We start from the raw sequence: 15,419 nt of genomic DNA, 5'->3' as shown, positions 1-15,419 counted from the left end.
TTGTGGGAGCCGCGACCTCGCGGCGAATTAGTCAGGCACCGCCGATAGGCTGTCAGGCTGCAATCGTTTCGCCCCGAGCTCGGGGCTCCCACAGGTTGGTTTGTGCGGCCGCTTTTGCCTTGTAGCGCTCTCTTTGTGCTGCCCAAAAAAGATCGTGAACAGGTTCTTAGAGACAGCCCGCTTGACGTGAGCAGTCTCAAAAAATGGCACCGTCTGAAATATCTTTCGAGCTCTCAGAGCTGCTTTCTTATTGATTGACCATCAGCGTCCTTCTGCCCGGAAGTAGCCCTTCAACGGCGTACACTTGCGGCTAGCAGCGCACGTTTACAACGGCTAGACAATGGGATTGGAAGCATCGGCGAAGCCGAGGAGATTTAGACGAACTAGCATCAAAAGTCAGATCGTTTTCCCCTGCTAGCAACTTACCGATTTTCATCTCGGATAAGCCCGGCGATCCAGTCAGCGAATGCGCTCACGGCTGGCGAAAGAAACCGTTGATGCGGATATAGCAGGTGTACGGGAACCGAAGCCGGTTGCCAGTCAGCAAGCACTTCGACCAGCCGCCCTTCTCGCAGATGCTCGCTGACCACGTTCTCGGCAAGCTGCACTAGCCCAAAGCCTTCAAGGCACATTTTGATGTACAGCCCCGTCTCGTTGACGGCTGCAGTCCCGCTTACCGGGACCGAGATCTTTTCAGTGCCACGGGCGAAGCGCATTTCGCCCGTTCGCCGTGTGCGGCTCGAGAAGTAATGGATGGCACGATGGTGAGACAAATCCTGTGGTGTTTGCGGAGTACCGTTCTCTTCGAGATAGGCGGCAGACGCACAGGTCACCCAGCGAAACCGGCCGAGTGGGCGCGCAACGAGCGTCGAATCATGGAGCTCGCCGGTACGAACCACGCAATCGACGCCCTCCTGAACCAGATCAACCTGTCGATCATTCACACCTATCATCAGGTAGATATCCGGGTAGCGCCGGTAAAAGTCGTACAGATTCGGCATGACAATGAAGTGGGCAATGCCGCCCGGCATATCGACACGCAAACGCCCCTGCGGCCGTTTTACGGAATCCGTCAGGCTGGTCTCCGTGTGTTCGATCAGCTCCAATATTTCCCGGCATTGCGCCAAATATTGTGCGCCTTCCGGCGTAAGGCTGACCCGCCGTGTTGTTCGGTTGAGCAGGCGCACTTGCAAGTATTTCTCAAGATTTTTAACGCTGCTGGTGACCGTCGAGGCCGGTAAAGAGAGCGTCTGCGCCGCCTGGATGAAGCTTCCTGCCTCAGCCACACGGACGAAAACCTGCATCGCTTGAATACGGTCCATGGCGGCTGGCAACCTCAAACCAGTGATCGGGAAAAGCGTTATTATTCGCCAATACTGAATAATTAAAACAGTTTAACCATCTTTTTCCCGCAGTACTGTCTTGCGTACATTGCTTCCAACGAAATTTGAAGAGGTGTACTGATATGGCGGACTACAACCGCAGCATCGTGCAGGCCCCGGCCGCTCCGGCCGCCCGCACACTTATCCGCGGCGCCACAGTGCTGAGCATGGACGGGGACGTCGGCAATCTGGCGCGTGGCGATATCCTCATCGAAGGCAGCACCATAACGGCCATCGGCGAAAATCTCGAAGCCGGCGACGCTGTTGTGATCGAGGCATCCGGCATGATCGCCATGCCGGGCATGGTCGATACGCACCGTCACTCCTGGGAAGGACAACTGCGTCGAATCAATCCGAATGCCGCCACCCTGGAAGACTACTGCAACGCCACGCACTTCTCGTTCGCCAAATACTATCGTCCGGCGGATATGTATATCGGCAACCTGTTGAGTGCATTGGGCTGCATCGATGCCGGTATCACGACCCTGGTGGACAACTCGCACAACAGCCGCACCGGCGCTCACTCCGACGCTGCGGTCGAGGCGCTGCTTGACGCTGGTATACGCGCCGTACACGCCTCGGGGGCGCCGGTTGCGGGTGAGTGGGACAAAGCCCACTGGCCGGGCAACCTGGCGCGCCTGCAGGAAAAATACATCAAGAACGGTGACAACCCGCTGCTCTCTCTGGCGGTGATGGCGCAGCTGGAACCTGAGCTGTGGGCTGAGGCCCGACGCCTGGGGCTGCCGATCATCACCGAGTTTTTTGGCGGAGACATGGCTGCTAAGTTGGAAGGTTTGTATCGCGAAGGCCTGCTGCGCTCCGACAACATCTTCAACCACTGCACCGCACTGCCGGACGCCGGCTGGAAGATCCTTCGCGAGGCTGGAGTGAGAGTCAACGTATGCCCACGCTCAGATGCTCACTACGGCATTGAAGATGGAATGTTCGCCATGCAGTCGGCCCAGCGTCACGGCATCAGCCCGGGGCTGAGCGTCGATAATGAAACCTCCTACAGCGGCGACATGTTCATGGAGATGCGGGTGGCGTTCTACCTGCAACGCGTCATGGGCATGCACCAGCAGCGCTGCTGCGGTGAAGACCATAGTCCACTAGTGACCCTGCCCGCCCACGGCCTGCTCAAAGCCGCGACTGTCGACGGCGCCGTCTGTGCCGGCTTACAGGACAAAGTCGGCAGCCTGGTTCCCGGCAAACAGGCGGATCTGATCCTTATCAACGCGCAGGACCTCAACCTTTACCCGTCAGGCAACGCCTTCGGCACCGTGGTACATGCAGCCGAGCGCAGCAATGTCGACACGGTCATGATTGGCGGGCGTATCGTCAAACGCGGCGGAAAAGTGCTGGGCGTGGACAGCGAAAGGCTGCGTGCGGCGATCGACGAGTCCCGTGAGCATCTGTTTGCTGCTGCAGGCTATCAGCCGGATATGTTTGCCGAGACATTCCTGCCGCTCGAGTCAGCCAAGTAAGGGGCGTGAGATGAACGCAGCCTACTACCTGATGGCCATCGCCGCGGGGATCGGTATCACCCTGCAGACCACACTCAATGGCCAACTCGCTAAAGGTGTGGGTGGGGATTCCGTGGCGGCGGCGCTGTTCTCTTTCACTGCCGGCGCAGTATGCCTGGGCATCTTCTCATTAATGCGAGGGGCGATAGTGGCCTCACTGGCGGCTATCCCTGCCCAGCCCTTGTGGAGCCTGCTGGGCGGTTTGCTGGGTGCCGCTGCGCTGCTCAGTTATGTGGTGCTTGCGCCGAAGATCGGTCTGTCAGCCCTGCTCGGCCTCGCTATCGCCGGGCAGATCATTTCGTCACTGGTTATCGATCATTTCGGCTTGATGGGGGCATTGGAAAGGCCGGTGTCTCCCATCAAGTTGATCGGGGCGATGGTGATGCTCGCGGGTCTGGTCATCGCACTGTTCGGCGATCGGTGGTCAGCGCTTTTCTCCGGCTAGCGTCACTGGCCCAATTTGTGAGTGCTGAGGTGCGGATGGGGATTGCGATGCCGAAGGTTCGTTCCTGGCCGATAGCAGCCTGCCGCAAGCAACCGTATCCAGCCCAACAGCAGACGCTTGGGATAAGCGCCATGGGTTTGACCATCCTGGTGAAAGGCGCTGACCGTAGCGGCTTTACCCCTACCGCCAGAGCTCCAGGCATCAGATGCCTTTAGCAGCAGGCCGATCTGACCGCTTGTTGCCCGACAGCTGCACCAGCGCAACACCTGCCAAAATAATCGCGATGGCGAACCAGGCGCTCGCCGTTACCGGTTCGCCAAGCCAGAAGCCGATCAGCAGGGCGACCACTGGCGGAATATAGGTCACGGCAGACGCTGCCAGTGCCCCCACGGCATCGACGATGAAGTAGTAGGCAAGATAGGCCGCTCCGGTTCCCAGCAAGCCGAGCCCGAAGACCAGTCCTACCCAGGCCCGGGTGTCATCGAACACGGCGCCAATGCCGTGCAGGGGCGTGACGATTGTCAGCAAGCCAAGCGCGATGCCGATCTGGTAGGTGACGAGCGCAACGGGTGGCAGCCCCAAAGGGCTGATGAAGCGCTTGGCGTAGACGAATGAGCAACCCACGCTCAATGAGCCGAGAATCATGTAGATGACGCCCTTAGGATCGATACCACCCTGTGCCGACCAGGGCTTGGCGACCACGATGATGCCGAGAAAACCGAGGCCGATGCCGAGTGTCTTCAGCCGGGTCAGCCGTTCACTGCGGAGAAAGAGCCAGGCGCAGAGAAAGGTGAACAAGGGAATCGCACCACCCAGCATGCCGGCGATGCTGCTATCGAGTAAGGCCGTCCCTTCGGCGAAGGCGAAGTAGTAGAGCGCGGTGGCCAGCAATGACATGACCAGAAAGTGGTGGGCATGTTTGCAGTGTTCACGACGCATCGCGCCGGTGAAGACGGCATAGATCAGCACCGGGATGAACCCGAACAGCACGCGCAGCAAAGTGATCTGCAACGGTGAAATGAACGCCGCAGCCATTTTGACGAAAATGAAATTGCTGCCCCAGATCACGCCCAGGAAAGCGCACACGGCGATGGCAGACTTGTTCATGGCAGCTCCGACTCTGGAGATGGATTTACTACTGGCGGCGGCTTCCCATTGCCTGACAGCAGGCGTAGCCTGGGCGCTACAGGCTGCAAAGCCTAACAATCCCATGCGCTCTGCAGAGAGACAGAGAGGCTTTTCACAGCCAATAGAAAATCCATCACCATGCAGACAGGCTTTCCCGGCTTGCCATCGCTCAACGCATTGCGCGTACTCGAAGTGGTGGCGCGTCACCTGAATTTCCGTATCGCCGCCGAAGAGCTGGGCGTGACCCAGGCCGCAGTCGCGCAACAGATCCGTGGGTTGGAGGCGAGCCTGGAGATTCGCTTGTTCGAGCGGCTACCACGCGGCCTGGGGCTGACCGATGCCGGCAGGAGCTACAGCGAGAGCGTGCGCAGAGCGTTGACGATGATCGACGAGGCGACACGCCTGTTGCGCCCGGAGTCGTCGCAACTCACGGTGAGCGTTACGCCCACGTTCGCCTCCAAATGGTTGATACCGAGGCTCGGCAACTTCGCAGAGACCAATCCGGATATCGATCTGCGATTACTGGCCACCGAGCGCCTTTCTCACTTCCAGACCGATGGCGTCGATATCGCCGTGCGTTACGGCCAACCGCCATTTGGCCCGGGGCTGAATGCCGAGCTGCTGATGGAGCAGCAGATCGTGGCGGTGGCGAGTCCAAGGCTGCTCGAGGACAAGGGCCACCCAGACTCCTTCGAAGCCTTGCAGGGCTTTGTCGCACTGCATGATGCACATAACTTCTGGCCAGAGTTCACGGCCATGGTTTTTCAGGAACACCCGTTACCGTCGGCCAGAAACCTGCACTTCAACCAGACCTCACTGGCTATCGAGGCCGCCATAGGCGGGCAAGGGATAACCCTCGCCACCTATGCATTCGTGAAGGATGACATTGCCGCCGGCAGGCTGGTGCAGGTGTTCGCGCAGCGCCTATGCCTCAACAAAGCGTTCTATCTCGTGTGGCCGCGCAAGGCATCGGAAGCATCGCACCTAGATGTTGTCAAAGGATGGCTCAAACGCCAGGGGACCGATAGCTAATCTACTGGCTAGGCGAAGCCGGGCTACCTCCCTCACATACCGGGCGGCTGCTAGTGTGGCGTTATCTGCATCACCGCAGTTTCATCCTCTGGGAGGCAGCATGCCTGAAGAAAAAGTTGCGATCATCACTGCCGCTGGCAGTGGCATGGGCGCCACGGTCGCGAAGCGCCTGGCGGCGGACGGTTTCAAGGTCGCTATTCTATCGTCGTCTGGTAAAGGCGAAGCCCTGGCCAACGCGTTGGGTGGTATCGGTGTGACGGGAAGCAACCAGTCAGTCGAGGATCTTCAGCGCCTGGTCGATGCCGTGGTCGCCAAATGGGGCCGCATCGATGTGCTGGTGAACAGTGCAGGCCACGGCCCGCGCAAGCCCATCCTGGAGCTTACCGATGAAGACTGGCAGCAAGGCATGGAAACCTACTTTCTGAATGCCGTGCGCCCGGCGCGCCTGGTCACGCCGATCATGCAGAAACAGCAGGACGGAGTGATCATCAACATTTCCTCCGCATGGACGTTCGAGCCCAGCGACCTGTTCCCGACTTCGGCTGTGTTCCGCGCAGGCCTCGCCTCGTTCAGCAAGGTATTTGCCGACACCTATGCCAAGGACAACATTCGCATCAACAACGTGTTGCCCGGCTGGATCGACAGCCTTCCAGCCACCGAAGAGCGCCGCCAGGGCGTGCCGCTGCAACGCTATGGCACCAGCGATGAGGTAGCGGCCACCGTCGCGTTTCTGGCAAGCACCGGCGCGGCTTACATCACGGGCCAGAACATCAGGGTCGATGGCGGAGTCACGCGCGGCGTCTGAGCCTGGCAGGCTGCCTGCTCCGGCAACGCGCCGTGCTGGAGCGAGTTACGGCTCCATTGTTTCAACAACCATGAGAAAGCCCCCAACCAGCACTGCCGTCGGGGGCGTTTTCTATCCGACAAGCCGACGCTTACAAGCCCAGCTCGGTCAGGCCTGGGTGATCATCCGGGCGACGACCCAGCGGCCAATGGAACTTGCGTTCGCTTTCCTTGATGGGCATGTCGTTGATGCAGGCGAAGCGGCGGTGCATCAGGCCATCGGCTTCGAACTCCCAGTTTTCGTTGCCGTAGGAGCGGAACCAGTTACCCGAATCGTCGTGCCATTCGTAGGCGTAGCGCACGGCGATGCGGTTGTCGGTGAAGGCCCAGAGCTCCTTGATCAGGCGATAGTCCAGCTCCTTCTTCCATTTGCGGATGAGAAAGCCCTTGGCTTCTTCGCGGTTGGTCGCGAACTCGGCGCGGTTACGCCATTTGGTGTCCAGCGTGTAGGCGAGCGAGACTTTTTCCGCATCGCGGCTGTTCCAGCCATCTTCGGCGAGTCGTACTTTCTCGATCGCGGTTTCACGGGTGAACGGAGGAAGTGGCGGGCGAGTTTGGGCATCGGACATGGTAGTGCCTCCAGGCAACGTGGACAGATCGGTTGGGGTAGCGTCTCTGAAGCTCAGGCCGTCAGGGCGAGGCCTGTTTTAACAACAGCTGCGCAACGTCCCTTGCGCTGTCGGCGGCGCTGTAATCGCCCATCACACGTGCCATGGTGATTGCGCCCTCGATCAATACCAGCAACTGCCTGGCCAATGCCTGCGGTTGCTCGATATCCAGTTGCTCGGTCAACTCGAGCGTGTAATCCAGCAACTTCTGTTTGTGCAGTTTGGCGAGCTGACGGATGGGGTCCTCGGGGTCGCCCACCTCCCCTGCCGTGTTGATGAACGCGCACCCGCAGAAACCCTCGGATTCGAACCAGCCCTTGAGCACGGTGAACATGCTCAGGATGCGCGCCTGGGGCGTATCCGCCTTGTCGCACTCGGTTCTGAACCAGTACATCCAGCGGATATCGCGCGCTTTCAGCGCGGCTTCGGCCACTTCGTCCTTGGTTACGAAGTAGCGATAAATACTTTTCCGGGCGACGCCTGAAGTTCTCACCAGAAGGTCCATGCCGGTGGCATGGATACCGTTCTGATAGATGAGCTGCTCGGCGGTGGCCAGAATCTTTTCGCGGGTATCGGTCGTCTTGTTCATGATCCCAAGGTAGAACGATCGTTCTCCCTCGTCAAGCATGCGCTGAAAAACCTTTTCCGAATCGCGAAAAACGCCGGGTAGTCACCATGAAAAAGAGGTCGGCAATCTTGCTTGAATGCTCTGCCGACAATCAGTCGCCACTGAAGAACTGACGGCCATTCTCACGCAGCATCGAGACCAAGGTGGCCGCCGCGGACGGCAGATAGCCCTCTGCTCGGACCGTTACCGCGACGGTTCGCTGCATGGTGGTTTCTGCCAGTTGCACTTCCCGCAGCCGGTTCATGCCCTGGCTGAACTGCAGCGTCTCCCTGGCCAGAAAGCTCAGCAGGTTGGTACGGGCGATCAGCCTGGGGAGCATGGATATGGTGTTGGTCTCGATCTGCACCACAGGCGCGGCCAACTTGTGCGCGGCGAACACGTTGTCCACCCAACGCCGAGAAGAAACGGCCGGCGACGGCAATATCCAGCGGTAGCGGGTCAGGTCGGCAAGGCCGTAGGGCGCGGCGAAAATCGGATGATCGACGCTGGCCACCACCACCGCTTCGTCCTGCAGGATCGGATAGGTGACGAACTGCGGATCCTCGGCATGCAGCGGGCTGATGATCGCGTCCAATTGCCCGGATCTCAGCGAGCCTTTCAACACGTCGTCCTGGGCGATCGACAGGCTGAGCCGCACCTCCGGTGCCCGCTCCAGCAATGACGCAGCCAACTGCGGCAGCAGGTATTCGGCCATGCTGGCCGCGCAACCCAGGCGCACGTTGCCGATCAGGCCGTTGGCGAGATCGCGCACCTCGCGCTGGGTCTCGGAAACGCTCATCTGCAGCTGTTTGCTTCTGATCAGCAGCAGCTCGCCCACCTCGGTCAGCTTGATGCCCCGACCATCACGCTGGAACAGCCGCGCGCCGAGCGACTCCTCGAGGCGCTGGATGCTCTTGGTCAAGGCGGGCTGGCTGCGATTCAGCTTGTCGGCGGCCCGACCCAGGTGGCCGATTTCAGCGATGGTTTCGAAATAGCTGAGGTCGCGCAGATCCATCATTCATTCACAAAAGTTATCGTTAATCAAAAATTAGAAAATAGACGTAATGAATCAGGCTGTCGATAATTTGCATCAAAGCGCTCACGCGCGTGACGTTCAGGATGCCAATGCAAGCGCCCCACTCCCCTCTGTCACGGCCCGCCCAGGCACTGCGCTGGCTGGCCTTGATCCTCAGCGCCGCGGTTGCCGGGCAAGCCCTGCATGCCGTCGAGGTGCCGGCCGGCCTGTTTCTGGGGCCAATGCTGGTGGCCATCGTGTTCGGCGTTTGCGGTGCGGGGCTGCGCCTGCACAAGAACGTCTTCCGGTTCGGCCAGGGCTGCGTTGGGCTGCTGGTCGCCCACACCATGACCTGGTCGGTGTTGATGTCACTGGCGACCTCCTGGCACATCATGCTGCTGGCGACGATGCTGACGGTCTGCCTGAGCGCACTGGTCGGCCTGGGTACCGTGCGGTTCGGTGGCATCCCCGGCAATACCGCCGCCTGGGGAACCGCGCCCGGCGCGGCATCGGCGATGGTTGCCATGGCCGAGGATTACGGCGCCGACTCGCGTCTGGTGGCCACCATGCAGTACGTACGAGTGGTGTGCGTGGTGATGGTAGGCGCTCTGGTCAGCCACCTGCTGGGCGCGACGACCGGGGTGAGCCAGGCCATCGCCAGCGCGCCAGTAGCGAGCCATGGGAGCTTGGCGCTGGGTATCGGCGTGATTCTGACCGGCATTGTAGCCGGTGCGTTTCTCCCCGCGGGGGCGCTGCTGGTGCCCCTGCTGCTCGGCGCCACACTGCAGTTGGCCGGCCTTCTGACCATCACCCTGCCCAGCGAGCTGCTGGCCTTCGGCTACGGGGCCATCGGCTGCTACATCGGCTTGCGCTTCGATCGCGAAACCCTGAGCTACGTCTGGCGGCGCCTGCCATCGATGATCATCGGCGCCCTTGTACTGATCATGCTCTGCGCCGGGCTCGCCGGGCTGCTCGCCTCGCTGACCGGGACCGACTTCCTGTCGATGTACCTGGCGACCAGCCCGGGCGGGCTCGATGCGATGGCGATCATCGCGGTGGAAACCAATTCCGACACCGGCCTGGTGCTGGCCATGCAGACGCTGAGATTGTTCGGCGTGATTCTCACCGGGGCCTTCTTCGCCAGGCAGATCATCCGCCTGACGACACCCGCCGTGGCAAGGCCGGAAGAACGGGACAACCCGGCCTGACAGGCACGGTTCATCACCTAGTCTACGGTCAGTTGGCCTACGGCGCCGCGGCTTCGGCCTCGGGCGCCTCGTCCCAGGATTCGCCGCGAAGCTGAGCCAGACTGGCCGCCAGTTCGCTCTTGCGAAACGGCTTGGTGAGCCGTGGTAGCTCCGGGTCAAGTCCCTCGCGCTCCGCGTAGCCGGACACCAGCAGAATGCCGATGCCAGGCCGTGAGGCACGCACCAGGCGGGCCAGGTCGGTGCCATTGATGCCCGGCATCAGGTGGTCGGTAACCAGCAGATCGAAGGGCTCGCCGCTGGCCACCCGCTGCATGGCCTCCTCGCCGCAGCCGGCCTCGATCACCCGGTAACCCAGCTCGGCCAGCATGTAGCAAGTGCTGGCGCGCACCAAGTCTTCGTCATCGACCAACAGCGCCGTGCCGCGGGCCGGTCGCGGCTCGCAAGCCTCGACGATGCGCAGCGCCGCCACTGGCTCGGCGAGGCTGCGCGGCAACCACAACTCGACACTGGTGCCGAGCCCCGGCGCGCTCTGGATGGTCAGCGCGCCGTTCAGTTGCGAGGCCAGCCCATGCACCATCGACAAGCCAAGGCCAGTGCCCTTGCCCACGCCCTTGGTGGAAAAGAACGGTTCCACCGCGCGGGCCAGCGTCGCCGCGTCCATGCCGGTACCGGTATCGGCGACGCACAGGCACAGATAGTGGTCAGCCGGAAGTTTGCAACGGTGGCCTTCATCGACCGCCTCCAGGCTGACCGAGATACGGATCGTCCCGCCCTCGAGCATGGCGTCACGGGCGTTCACCGAGAGGTTGAGCAGCGCCATTTCGAGCTGATTCTGATCGGCGATGGCTGCGGGCAGATGCTCCGGCGCATCGACGATCACCTTGATCTGCGGGCCAGTGGTGCTGGCCAGCAGGTCGCCCATGTCCACCACCAGTTTGGCCAAGTCGACCGGCTCCGTCTGCAGCGGTTGGCGACGCGCGAAGGCCAGCAGCCGCTGCACCAACGTTTTGGCACGCTCGGCCGATTGCATGGCACCGGATATCAGCCGTTGCTCGCGCTCGCCGCCCACGCCGCGGCGCTGAAGCATGTCGAGGGTGCCGACGATGGGCGTGAGCAGGTTATTGAAGTCGTGGGCGACGCCACCGGTAAGCTGCCCCATGGCCTCCATCTTCTGGCTCTGGCGCAGCGCCTTCTGCACTTCCTCACGCTCGGCGATGGCCTCGGCAACACGCCGTTCGAGGGTCTCGTTGAGCTCGCGCAACTCCTCCTCGGCCACCTTGCGCGGGGTGATGTCGATGGCCGTGCCGGTCACGCGCAAGCATTTGCCGGCAGCGTCGAACACGCCCCGGCCCTTGGCCGCGACCCAGCGCACGATGCCGTCCTCGCGGCCGATGGTGCGATAGTCGACCTCATAGAGCGCTCGCCGCTCGGGGTCGGCGGCGGCCGTGAAGGCGGTGATCGTCGCGTCACGGTCCTCGGGGTGCAGGCCGTCGTAGAAGTCCTGCAAGGTGACATCTACATGAGCCGAGATGCCGAACATCGTCTTGGTCTGCACCGGCCAGATGAGCTTGTTGTGCACGAAATCCACATCCCAAAACCCCACATCGGCATGGTCGACCGCCAGGCGCAACCGCGCCTCGCTGATTCGAATCGCCGAGTCCGCGCGGGTGCGGTGCACGAGCAATCCGACGGTATGCACCGCGAAATCGATGATCTCGATATCAGCCTGCAGTGGCTCGCGGCGCTCCGGGTGATACAGCACGAACGCGCCGAGCAAGGCGGCTTGCGCCGAACGGATGGGGATCGAACAGCAGATCTGCAGCCCCTGCTCCACGGCCAGATTCCGCAGTTCGGCCCAGCTCGGGTCGTTGCTGATGTCGGCCACCGCCGTGACCGCGCTCGGGGCAATGCCAATGCCTTTGACGGCATCCTTGTATATGCAGGGCAGAGATGGCCCTGCGCAATGCTCCAGGAGCTCCCCACTTTCATCGAGAAGCAGGATGCTGCCCATGAAGCCAGACACCGAGAGCCCGTCCACTTCGCGCACGATGGCATCCAGCGTGACGTTCAGCGGCGTTTCCTCTACCGCCAGTTCGAGAATGCGTTTCTGCGCCGCGCCGATGGCCACCTCGCGGTTGCGCGCCTGGATCAGTCGCGCATTCTCGATGGCGATGGTCGCCAGACGCGCCAGGCTTTCCAGGCGCTCGATCGTATCGGGGTGGTGATCGCGAACATCGGACCAGTAGGCACCAAGCGCCGCGCTCGGCACCGGCCGGCCGATGGGCACCATGACCAGGCTGCGCACGAAGGTGGTCGCGTAGGCTTCCTGGGGAACGCGTGGGTCAAGCCGAACGTCGCGGATCGCCGCGGTCTGCTGATTGAGTATCGACCAACCGGAAATGCACTGCTCGGATGGGAAGCTCTGGCCCTGCCAAAGCGGAGCGGCGGCATCCTCTGCCACGTAGGAGCAGCGCCCCTGGCTTTCGACGATGATCGCCACACCCTCCGCGCCAACGCTGGCACGCGCCGTGTCACGCAATATGGCGACGACCTCGTCGACCGAGGTGGCTCTGGCCAGGCGCTCACTGGCATCGAGCACATGAGCGAGGCAGTCATCAGCCATCAGATCCATCGGAACGGTAAGCAAATGGATCTCCCGACGGCTGCAAAATCTTGGTCCGCAGTCTCGTTCAAGTTGGGGGGTGAGGAAAGAGGTGTTTTGGCGCGACCTTCTCGTCTCAGTATGGTCGGTTTTCAGTGTCTCAGAAAGGCAACCATGAAGCATCAGTGGGGCGATAATGGGCGACGGACAGTAAGCGGCCTCGAGCAGACGATGGAGTACGCCTGACCGGCCAGGCCGCAACCCTATACAGCGAGGTACCAATGTTCAGCATTCGTGTAATGACCCTGGACGATTACGACGCAGTCATCGAACTGATGCGCATGACCCCAGGCATCTCCCTGCGCGACGCCGACTCGCGTGAAGCGACTTCGCGGTACCTGGAACGCAACCCCGAGATGAGCTTCGTGGCGCAGATCGACGGCGCCTTGTGCGGTTGCGTGATGTGCGGCCACGACGGACGCCGCGGGTATCTGCAGCATCTGCTGGTGCTCCCGCAGTATCGGCGCCAGGGCATCGCCAATGCGCTGGTGGAGCGCTGCCTCGCATGCCTCGAAACACTCGGCATAGAGAAATGCCACCTGGACGTTCTCAAGACCAACGAGGCAGCGGCCCGCTACTGGCAACGGCAGGGCTGGCAACTGCGAACCGATATCGACCGATACTCGTTCATCCGCTCGGGGAACCGGAACGCCTGAGCGAGCGCTGTGGCAGACGCACCGCCTTAGGGATGACCTCCGTCACTGACGGGAGGCGTTATTTCCAGGATTCGATCTCGGCCACCCTCGGCAAGCAGGTAGGTCCCTTGCGGTGTACGGGTGAGCATCTGTGGTGCCTTGAGGAAAGACAGGATGGTTTGCAGCCGGGCATGGGAGTCGAGCAACAAGAGACGTGCACGATGCGTGGTGTCTTCGCTTATCCACAGTCCACGCTCATCGCACATCAGGTAAGTGGGTTGGTTGAGGCCGGCCAGCACAACGGGATCTGCGCCATCGTCACTCAACTGACGCACCACGCCCCTCTCCTTTTCCGTGTAGAGCATCCTTCCATCACCACAGCGCGTGACGGACTCTGCCTCGTCGAGATGATCGCGAACCGTCTCAAGGGCTCCGTCATTCCATCGGTAACGTAACAACCGCCCATCTCCCTTGCGGTCCTCTATGGCATAGAGATACTCGCCGTCGTCCCACAAGCCCTGCACTTTCTGGCCCTTGAAGAGATCTGTGGATACGCCATCCTTGAAGTAGCGCACCACCGCGCCTTCGACTTCCTGGCTGTAAACCCAGCCGCCACGGGCCGGTATCATGCCGTCGGGCTTGGAAAGGTTGGCCACCATGATTGCCTGGCTACCATCAGGGGCGATACGCAGGATGCTCCCTTGGCCATGATCGAGTTCTTGCGACAGGATCAGCGCCCCATCCTCCTGAGGAATCAACGACGCCACCTTGGGCAGCCGTTCATAGGCCACGCTGTAACGCCAACCGTCCGAAGCCTGTACCGGGAAGAAGTTCTGCCAGGCAAAAAACGCCAGGGCAACTGCGACCAGTAACGCAACGCCACAAAGCCCGGAACGTATTGCGCGAGCCCTGGCGCCAGGCTCGCTGTGTCCACGCATCATTTCGCTCATCAATCACGCTGCCGACAGGTGTTCGAAGAGAATGCCGGCGCCAACCAGCATCAACACGACGCCGCCCGCGATCTCGGCACGCTTGCCAACGACGGTACCCAACACCCGCCCGAGCATCACGCCAATGGTCACCATCACCGCGGTGGCGATACCGATCGCAGCTGCCGCCAACAGAATGTTCACCTCGACGAATGCCAGCCCCACGCCAACGGCGAGGGCATCGATGCTGGTCGCGAATGCCGTAACCGCCAGAATCCAGAAAGAGTGCTGGCCCGAGCGTTCCGGCTCCTCTTCGTCCTCTTGCAAGCCGTTGTAGATCATATGGACGCCAAGCAGCACGAGCAGTGTGAAGGCGATCCAATGATCCCATTGCTCCGCGAAGCTGACGGCAGCCTGGCCGATGAACCAGCCGATGATGGGCGTGATGGCCTCGATGACGCCAAAGATGAGGCCCGTGCGCAAGGCTTCTGAAAAGCGCGGTTTGTGAAGACTCGCGCCTTTGCCAATCGCCGCTGCGAATGCATCGGTCGACATCGCCAAAGCGAGGAACAGGAGAGAGATGGGATTCACGGTCACTACCAGCCGGGCTATGAGTCAACGACACGTCCACACGCCCGGCTTTAGGTGTGGATGTATCGTTGGTCTCGCCAACCGGCAGGTGTTCGTGCCACGGCATGTTGCCGAAAATGTTGACACAAACGCTCTACGACCGAGGTCGCGAGCAGGCTACTCCCCAACAAGGGCGGCAACTATACTCAAAGTCATAGCCTGTAGAAAGTCTTATCGCGGTGACTCTTGCTGCAGCGGCTACTAATCTCTAGCCATCACACAGCCAGGAAGTGGTTATGGCAAAAATCAGAGCAAAAGATCAACAGGCCCTCATTGGGCTTGCGCTGTTCATTGGCATTCCCCTGTTCATTTTTCAGAAAGTATCTGAAGCAGGCGCTTGGCCAATGTTGCTCGGCGCAACGGCTTCATCTGCCGCCCTTTATCTACTGTATCGATATAGTAAGCGCGCAAACCGATTGAAGTACTTGCGCAGTCGCTACGGCGACGAGGCGACGGTGCAGTCGATATTCAGTGGGAAAATCTGGGATGGCATGACGCAGGCGCAAGTCATCGACTCGATTGGCGGCCCCAGCGCTATTGATCAGAAATATCTGAAAACCAAGATGCGTGAAGTATGGAAATACCGTCCTCAAGGTAAGAACCGGTACGGATTGCGTATCACCATTGACGACGGCATCGTCAATGGCTGGGAATCAAAGGGCTGAATCGCACCTGAAAAACAGGTTATCCGGCCCAGCGAGTCTGTCCAACACCTCGCCTCCTCAAGGACCAGGATCAACCGACGCAAGTCATGCTGCACCACACACTCAAG

The 15,419-nt window shown here is 60.9% G+C and carries 15 protein-coding genes; 7 read left to right on the top strand and 8 right to left on the bottom strand.

The window, feature by feature from the left end:
- Window positions 1-422: 422 nt before the first annotated feature.
- The gene (locus BVH01_RS13950) at window positions 423-1,322 is read right to left on the bottom strand and encodes a LysR family transcriptional regulator (protein ID WP_075930859.1); all 900 of its coding nucleotides are present in this window, start codon (window positions 1,320-1,322) and stop codon (window positions 423-425) included.
- Between the two features lie 143 nt (window positions 1,323-1,465).
- Between BVH01_RS13950 and BVH01_RS13945 the strand changes: the two genes are divergently transcribed.
- Window positions 1,466-2,866 carry an amidohydrolase family protein gene (locus tag BVH01_RS13945; protein ID WP_075930858.1) on the top strand — a complete coding sequence of 467 codons (1,401 nt, stop codon included), beginning with the start codon at window positions 1,466-1,468 and terminating at the stop codon, window positions 2,864-2,866.
- Between the two features lie 10 nt (window positions 2,867-2,876).
- The gene (locus tag BVH01_RS13940; protein WP_075930857.1) at window positions 2,877-3,350 is read left to right on the top strand and encodes a DMT family transporter; all 474 of its coding nucleotides are present in this window, start codon (window positions 2,877-2,879) and stop codon (window positions 3,348-3,350) included.
- A 201-nt stretch (window positions 3,351-3,551) separates the two neighbouring features.
- Here BVH01_RS13940 and BVH01_RS13935 read toward each other — a convergent pair whose 3' ends face one another.
- Window positions 3,552-4,457, bottom strand: coding sequence for a DMT family transporter (locus BVH01_RS13935; protein WP_075930856.1), 906 nt, complete (start codon window positions 4,455-4,457; stop codon window positions 3,552-3,554).
- Window positions 4,458-4,616: 159 nt separating this feature from the next.
- Between BVH01_RS13935 and BVH01_RS13930 the strand changes: the two genes are divergently transcribed.
- Both BVH01_RS13930 and BVH01_RS13925 read left to right on the top strand, forming a co-directional pair.
- Window positions 4,617-5,510 (top strand): LysR substrate-binding domain-containing protein, encoded by an 894-nt coding sequence (locus BVH01_RS13930; protein WP_075930855.1) that lies wholly within the window; start codon window positions 4,617-4,619, stop codon window positions 5,508-5,510.
- Window positions 5,511-5,610: 100 nt separating this feature from the next.
- Window positions 5,611-6,315, top strand: a complete 705-nt coding sequence (locus BVH01_RS13925) for an SDR family oxidoreductase (protein WP_075930854.1) — start codon at window positions 5,611-5,613, stop codon at window positions 6,313-6,315.
- A gap of 130 nt (window positions 6,316-6,445) precedes the next feature.
- Here the strand turns inward: BVH01_RS13925 and BVH01_RS13920 are convergent, their stop codons facing one another.
- From BVH01_RS13920 to BVH01_RS13910, 3 genes are all read right to left on the bottom strand, one after another.
- Complete coding sequence (locus tag BVH01_RS13920; protein ID WP_075930853.1) at window positions 6,446-6,922, bottom strand: nuclear transport factor 2 family protein; 477 nt, start codon at window positions 6,920-6,922, stop codon at window positions 6,446-6,448.
- A gap of 61 nt (window positions 6,923-6,983) precedes the next feature.
- Window positions 6,984-7,550 (bottom strand): TetR/AcrR family transcriptional regulator, encoded by a 567-nt coding sequence (locus tag BVH01_RS13915; RefSeq protein WP_075930852.1) that lies wholly within the window; start codon window positions 7,548-7,550, stop codon window positions 6,984-6,986.
- A 130-nt stretch (window positions 7,551-7,680) separates the two neighbouring features.
- Window positions 7,681-8,583, bottom strand: coding sequence for a LysR family transcriptional regulator (locus tag BVH01_RS13910; RefSeq protein WP_075931041.1), 903 nt, complete (start codon window positions 8,581-8,583; stop codon window positions 7,681-7,683).
- A 104-nt stretch (window positions 8,584-8,687) separates the two neighbouring features.
- Between BVH01_RS13910 and BVH01_RS13905 the strand changes: the two genes are divergently transcribed.
- Window positions 8,688-9,791: an AbrB family transcriptional regulator gene (locus BVH01_RS13905; protein ID WP_371915596.1), complete on the top strand. Its 1,104-nt coding sequence runs from the start codon at window positions 8,688-8,690 to the stop codon at window positions 9,789-9,791.
- Window positions 9,792-9,828: 37 nt separating this feature from the next.
- Here the strand turns inward: BVH01_RS13905 and BVH01_RS13900 are convergent, their stop codons facing one another.
- Entirely contained in the window at window positions 9,829-12,414 is a 2,586-nt protein-coding gene (locus BVH01_RS13900) for an ATP-binding protein (RefSeq protein ID WP_256562762.1), read from the bottom strand.
- A gap of 260 nt (window positions 12,415-12,674) precedes the next feature.
- Between BVH01_RS13900 and BVH01_RS13895 the strand changes: the two genes are divergently transcribed.
- Window positions 12,675-13,109, top strand: a complete 435-nt coding sequence (locus tag BVH01_RS13895) for a GNAT family N-acetyltransferase (protein WP_075930850.1) — start codon at window positions 12,675-12,677, stop codon at window positions 13,107-13,109.
- A gap of 26 nt (window positions 13,110-13,135) precedes the next feature.
- Here BVH01_RS13895 and BVH01_RS13890 read toward each other — a convergent pair whose 3' ends face one another.
- Together BVH01_RS13890 and mntP are read right to left on the bottom strand one after the other, a co-directional pair.
- A complete protein-coding gene (locus BVH01_RS13890) occupies window positions 13,136-14,038 on the bottom strand; it encodes a hypothetical protein (protein ID WP_371915595.1) in 903 nt (300 codons plus the stop codon).
- A 3-nt stretch (window positions 14,039-14,041) separates the two neighbouring features.
- The gene (gene mntP / locus BVH01_RS13885; RefSeq protein ID WP_075930849.1) at window positions 14,042-14,608 is read right to left on the bottom strand and encodes a manganese efflux pump MntP; all 567 of its coding nucleotides are present in this window, start codon (window positions 14,606-14,608) and stop codon (window positions 14,042-14,044) included.
- Window positions 14,609-14,883: 275 nt separating this feature from the next.
- Here mntP and BVH01_RS13880 point away from each other — a divergent pair, with 275 nt between their 5' ends.
- Window positions 14,884-15,312 carry a hypothetical protein gene (locus BVH01_RS13880; RefSeq protein ID WP_083659472.1) on the top strand — a complete coding sequence of 143 codons (429 nt, stop codon included), beginning with the start codon at window positions 14,884-14,886 and terminating at the stop codon, window positions 15,310-15,312.
- The last annotated feature ends 107 nt before the right edge of the window (window positions 15,313-15,419 follow it).

It is taken from the genome of Pseudomonas sp. PA1(2017), from assembly GCF_001945375.1.
GTDB lineage: Bacteria > Pseudomonadota > Gammaproteobacteria > Pseudomonadales > Pseudomonadaceae > Aquipseudomonas.
Note: the sequence above shows the minus strand (reverse complement) of the source record. Positions and strands in the feature narration are given on the sequence as shown.

What these genes read in the sequence shown, in the direction of transcription:
- BVH01_RS13895 (WP_075930850.1), top strand. Translation starts at nt 12,675, where the DNA reads ATGTTCAGCATTCGTGTAATGACCCTGGACGATTACGACGCAGTCATC.
- BVH01_RS13930 (WP_075930855.1), top strand. Translation starts at nt 4,617, where the DNA reads ATGCAGACAGGCTTTCCCGGCTTGCCATCGCTCAACGCATTGCGCGTA.
- BVH01_RS13880 (WP_083659472.1), top strand. Translation starts at nt 14,884, where the DNA reads ATGGCAAAAATCAGAGCAAAAGATCAACAGGCCCTCATTGGGCTTGCG.
- BVH01_RS13935 (WP_075930856.1), bottom strand. Translation starts at nt 4,457, where the DNA reads ATGAACAAGTCTGCCATCGCCGTGTGCGCTTTCCTGGGCGTGATCTGG.
- BVH01_RS13900 (WP_256562762.1), bottom strand. Translation starts at nt 12,414, where the DNA reads ATGGCTGATGACTGCCTCGCTCATGTGCTCGATGCCAGTGAGCGCCTG.
- BVH01_RS13950 (WP_075930859.1), bottom strand. Translation starts at nt 1,322, where the DNA reads ATGGACCGTATTCAAGCGATGCAGGTTTTCGTCCGTGTGGCTGAGGCA.
- BVH01_RS13945 (WP_075930858.1), top strand. Translation starts at nt 1,466, where the DNA reads ATGGCGGACTACAACCGCAGCATCGTGCAGGCCCCGGCCGCTCCGGCC.
- BVH01_RS13910 (WP_075931041.1), bottom strand. Translation starts at nt 8,583, where the DNA reads ATGGATCTGCGCGACCTCAGCTATTTCGAAACCATCGCTGAAATCGGC.
- BVH01_RS13890 (WP_371915595.1), bottom strand. Translation starts at nt 14,038, where the DNA reads ATGAGCGAAATGATGCGTGGACACAGCGAGCCTGGCGCCAGGGCTCGC.
- BVH01_RS13915 (WP_075930852.1), bottom strand. Translation starts at nt 7,550, where the DNA reads ATGAACAAGACGACCGATACCCGCGAAAAGATTCTGGCCACCGCCGAG.
- BVH01_RS13905 (WP_371915596.1), top strand. Translation starts at nt 8,688, where the DNA reads ATGCCAATGCAAGCGCCCCACTCCCCTCTGTCACGGCCCGCCCAGGCA.
- BVH01_RS13920 (WP_075930853.1), bottom strand. Translation starts at nt 6,922, where the DNA reads ATGTCCGATGCCCAAACTCGCCCGCCACTTCCTCCGTTCACCCGTGAA.
- BVH01_RS13925 (WP_075930854.1), top strand. Translation starts at nt 5,611, where the DNA reads ATGCCTGAAGAAAAAGTTGCGATCATCACTGCCGCTGGCAGTGGCATG.
- BVH01_RS13940 (WP_075930857.1), top strand. Translation starts at nt 2,877, where the DNA reads ATGAACGCAGCCTACTACCTGATGGCCATCGCCGCGGGGATCGGTATC.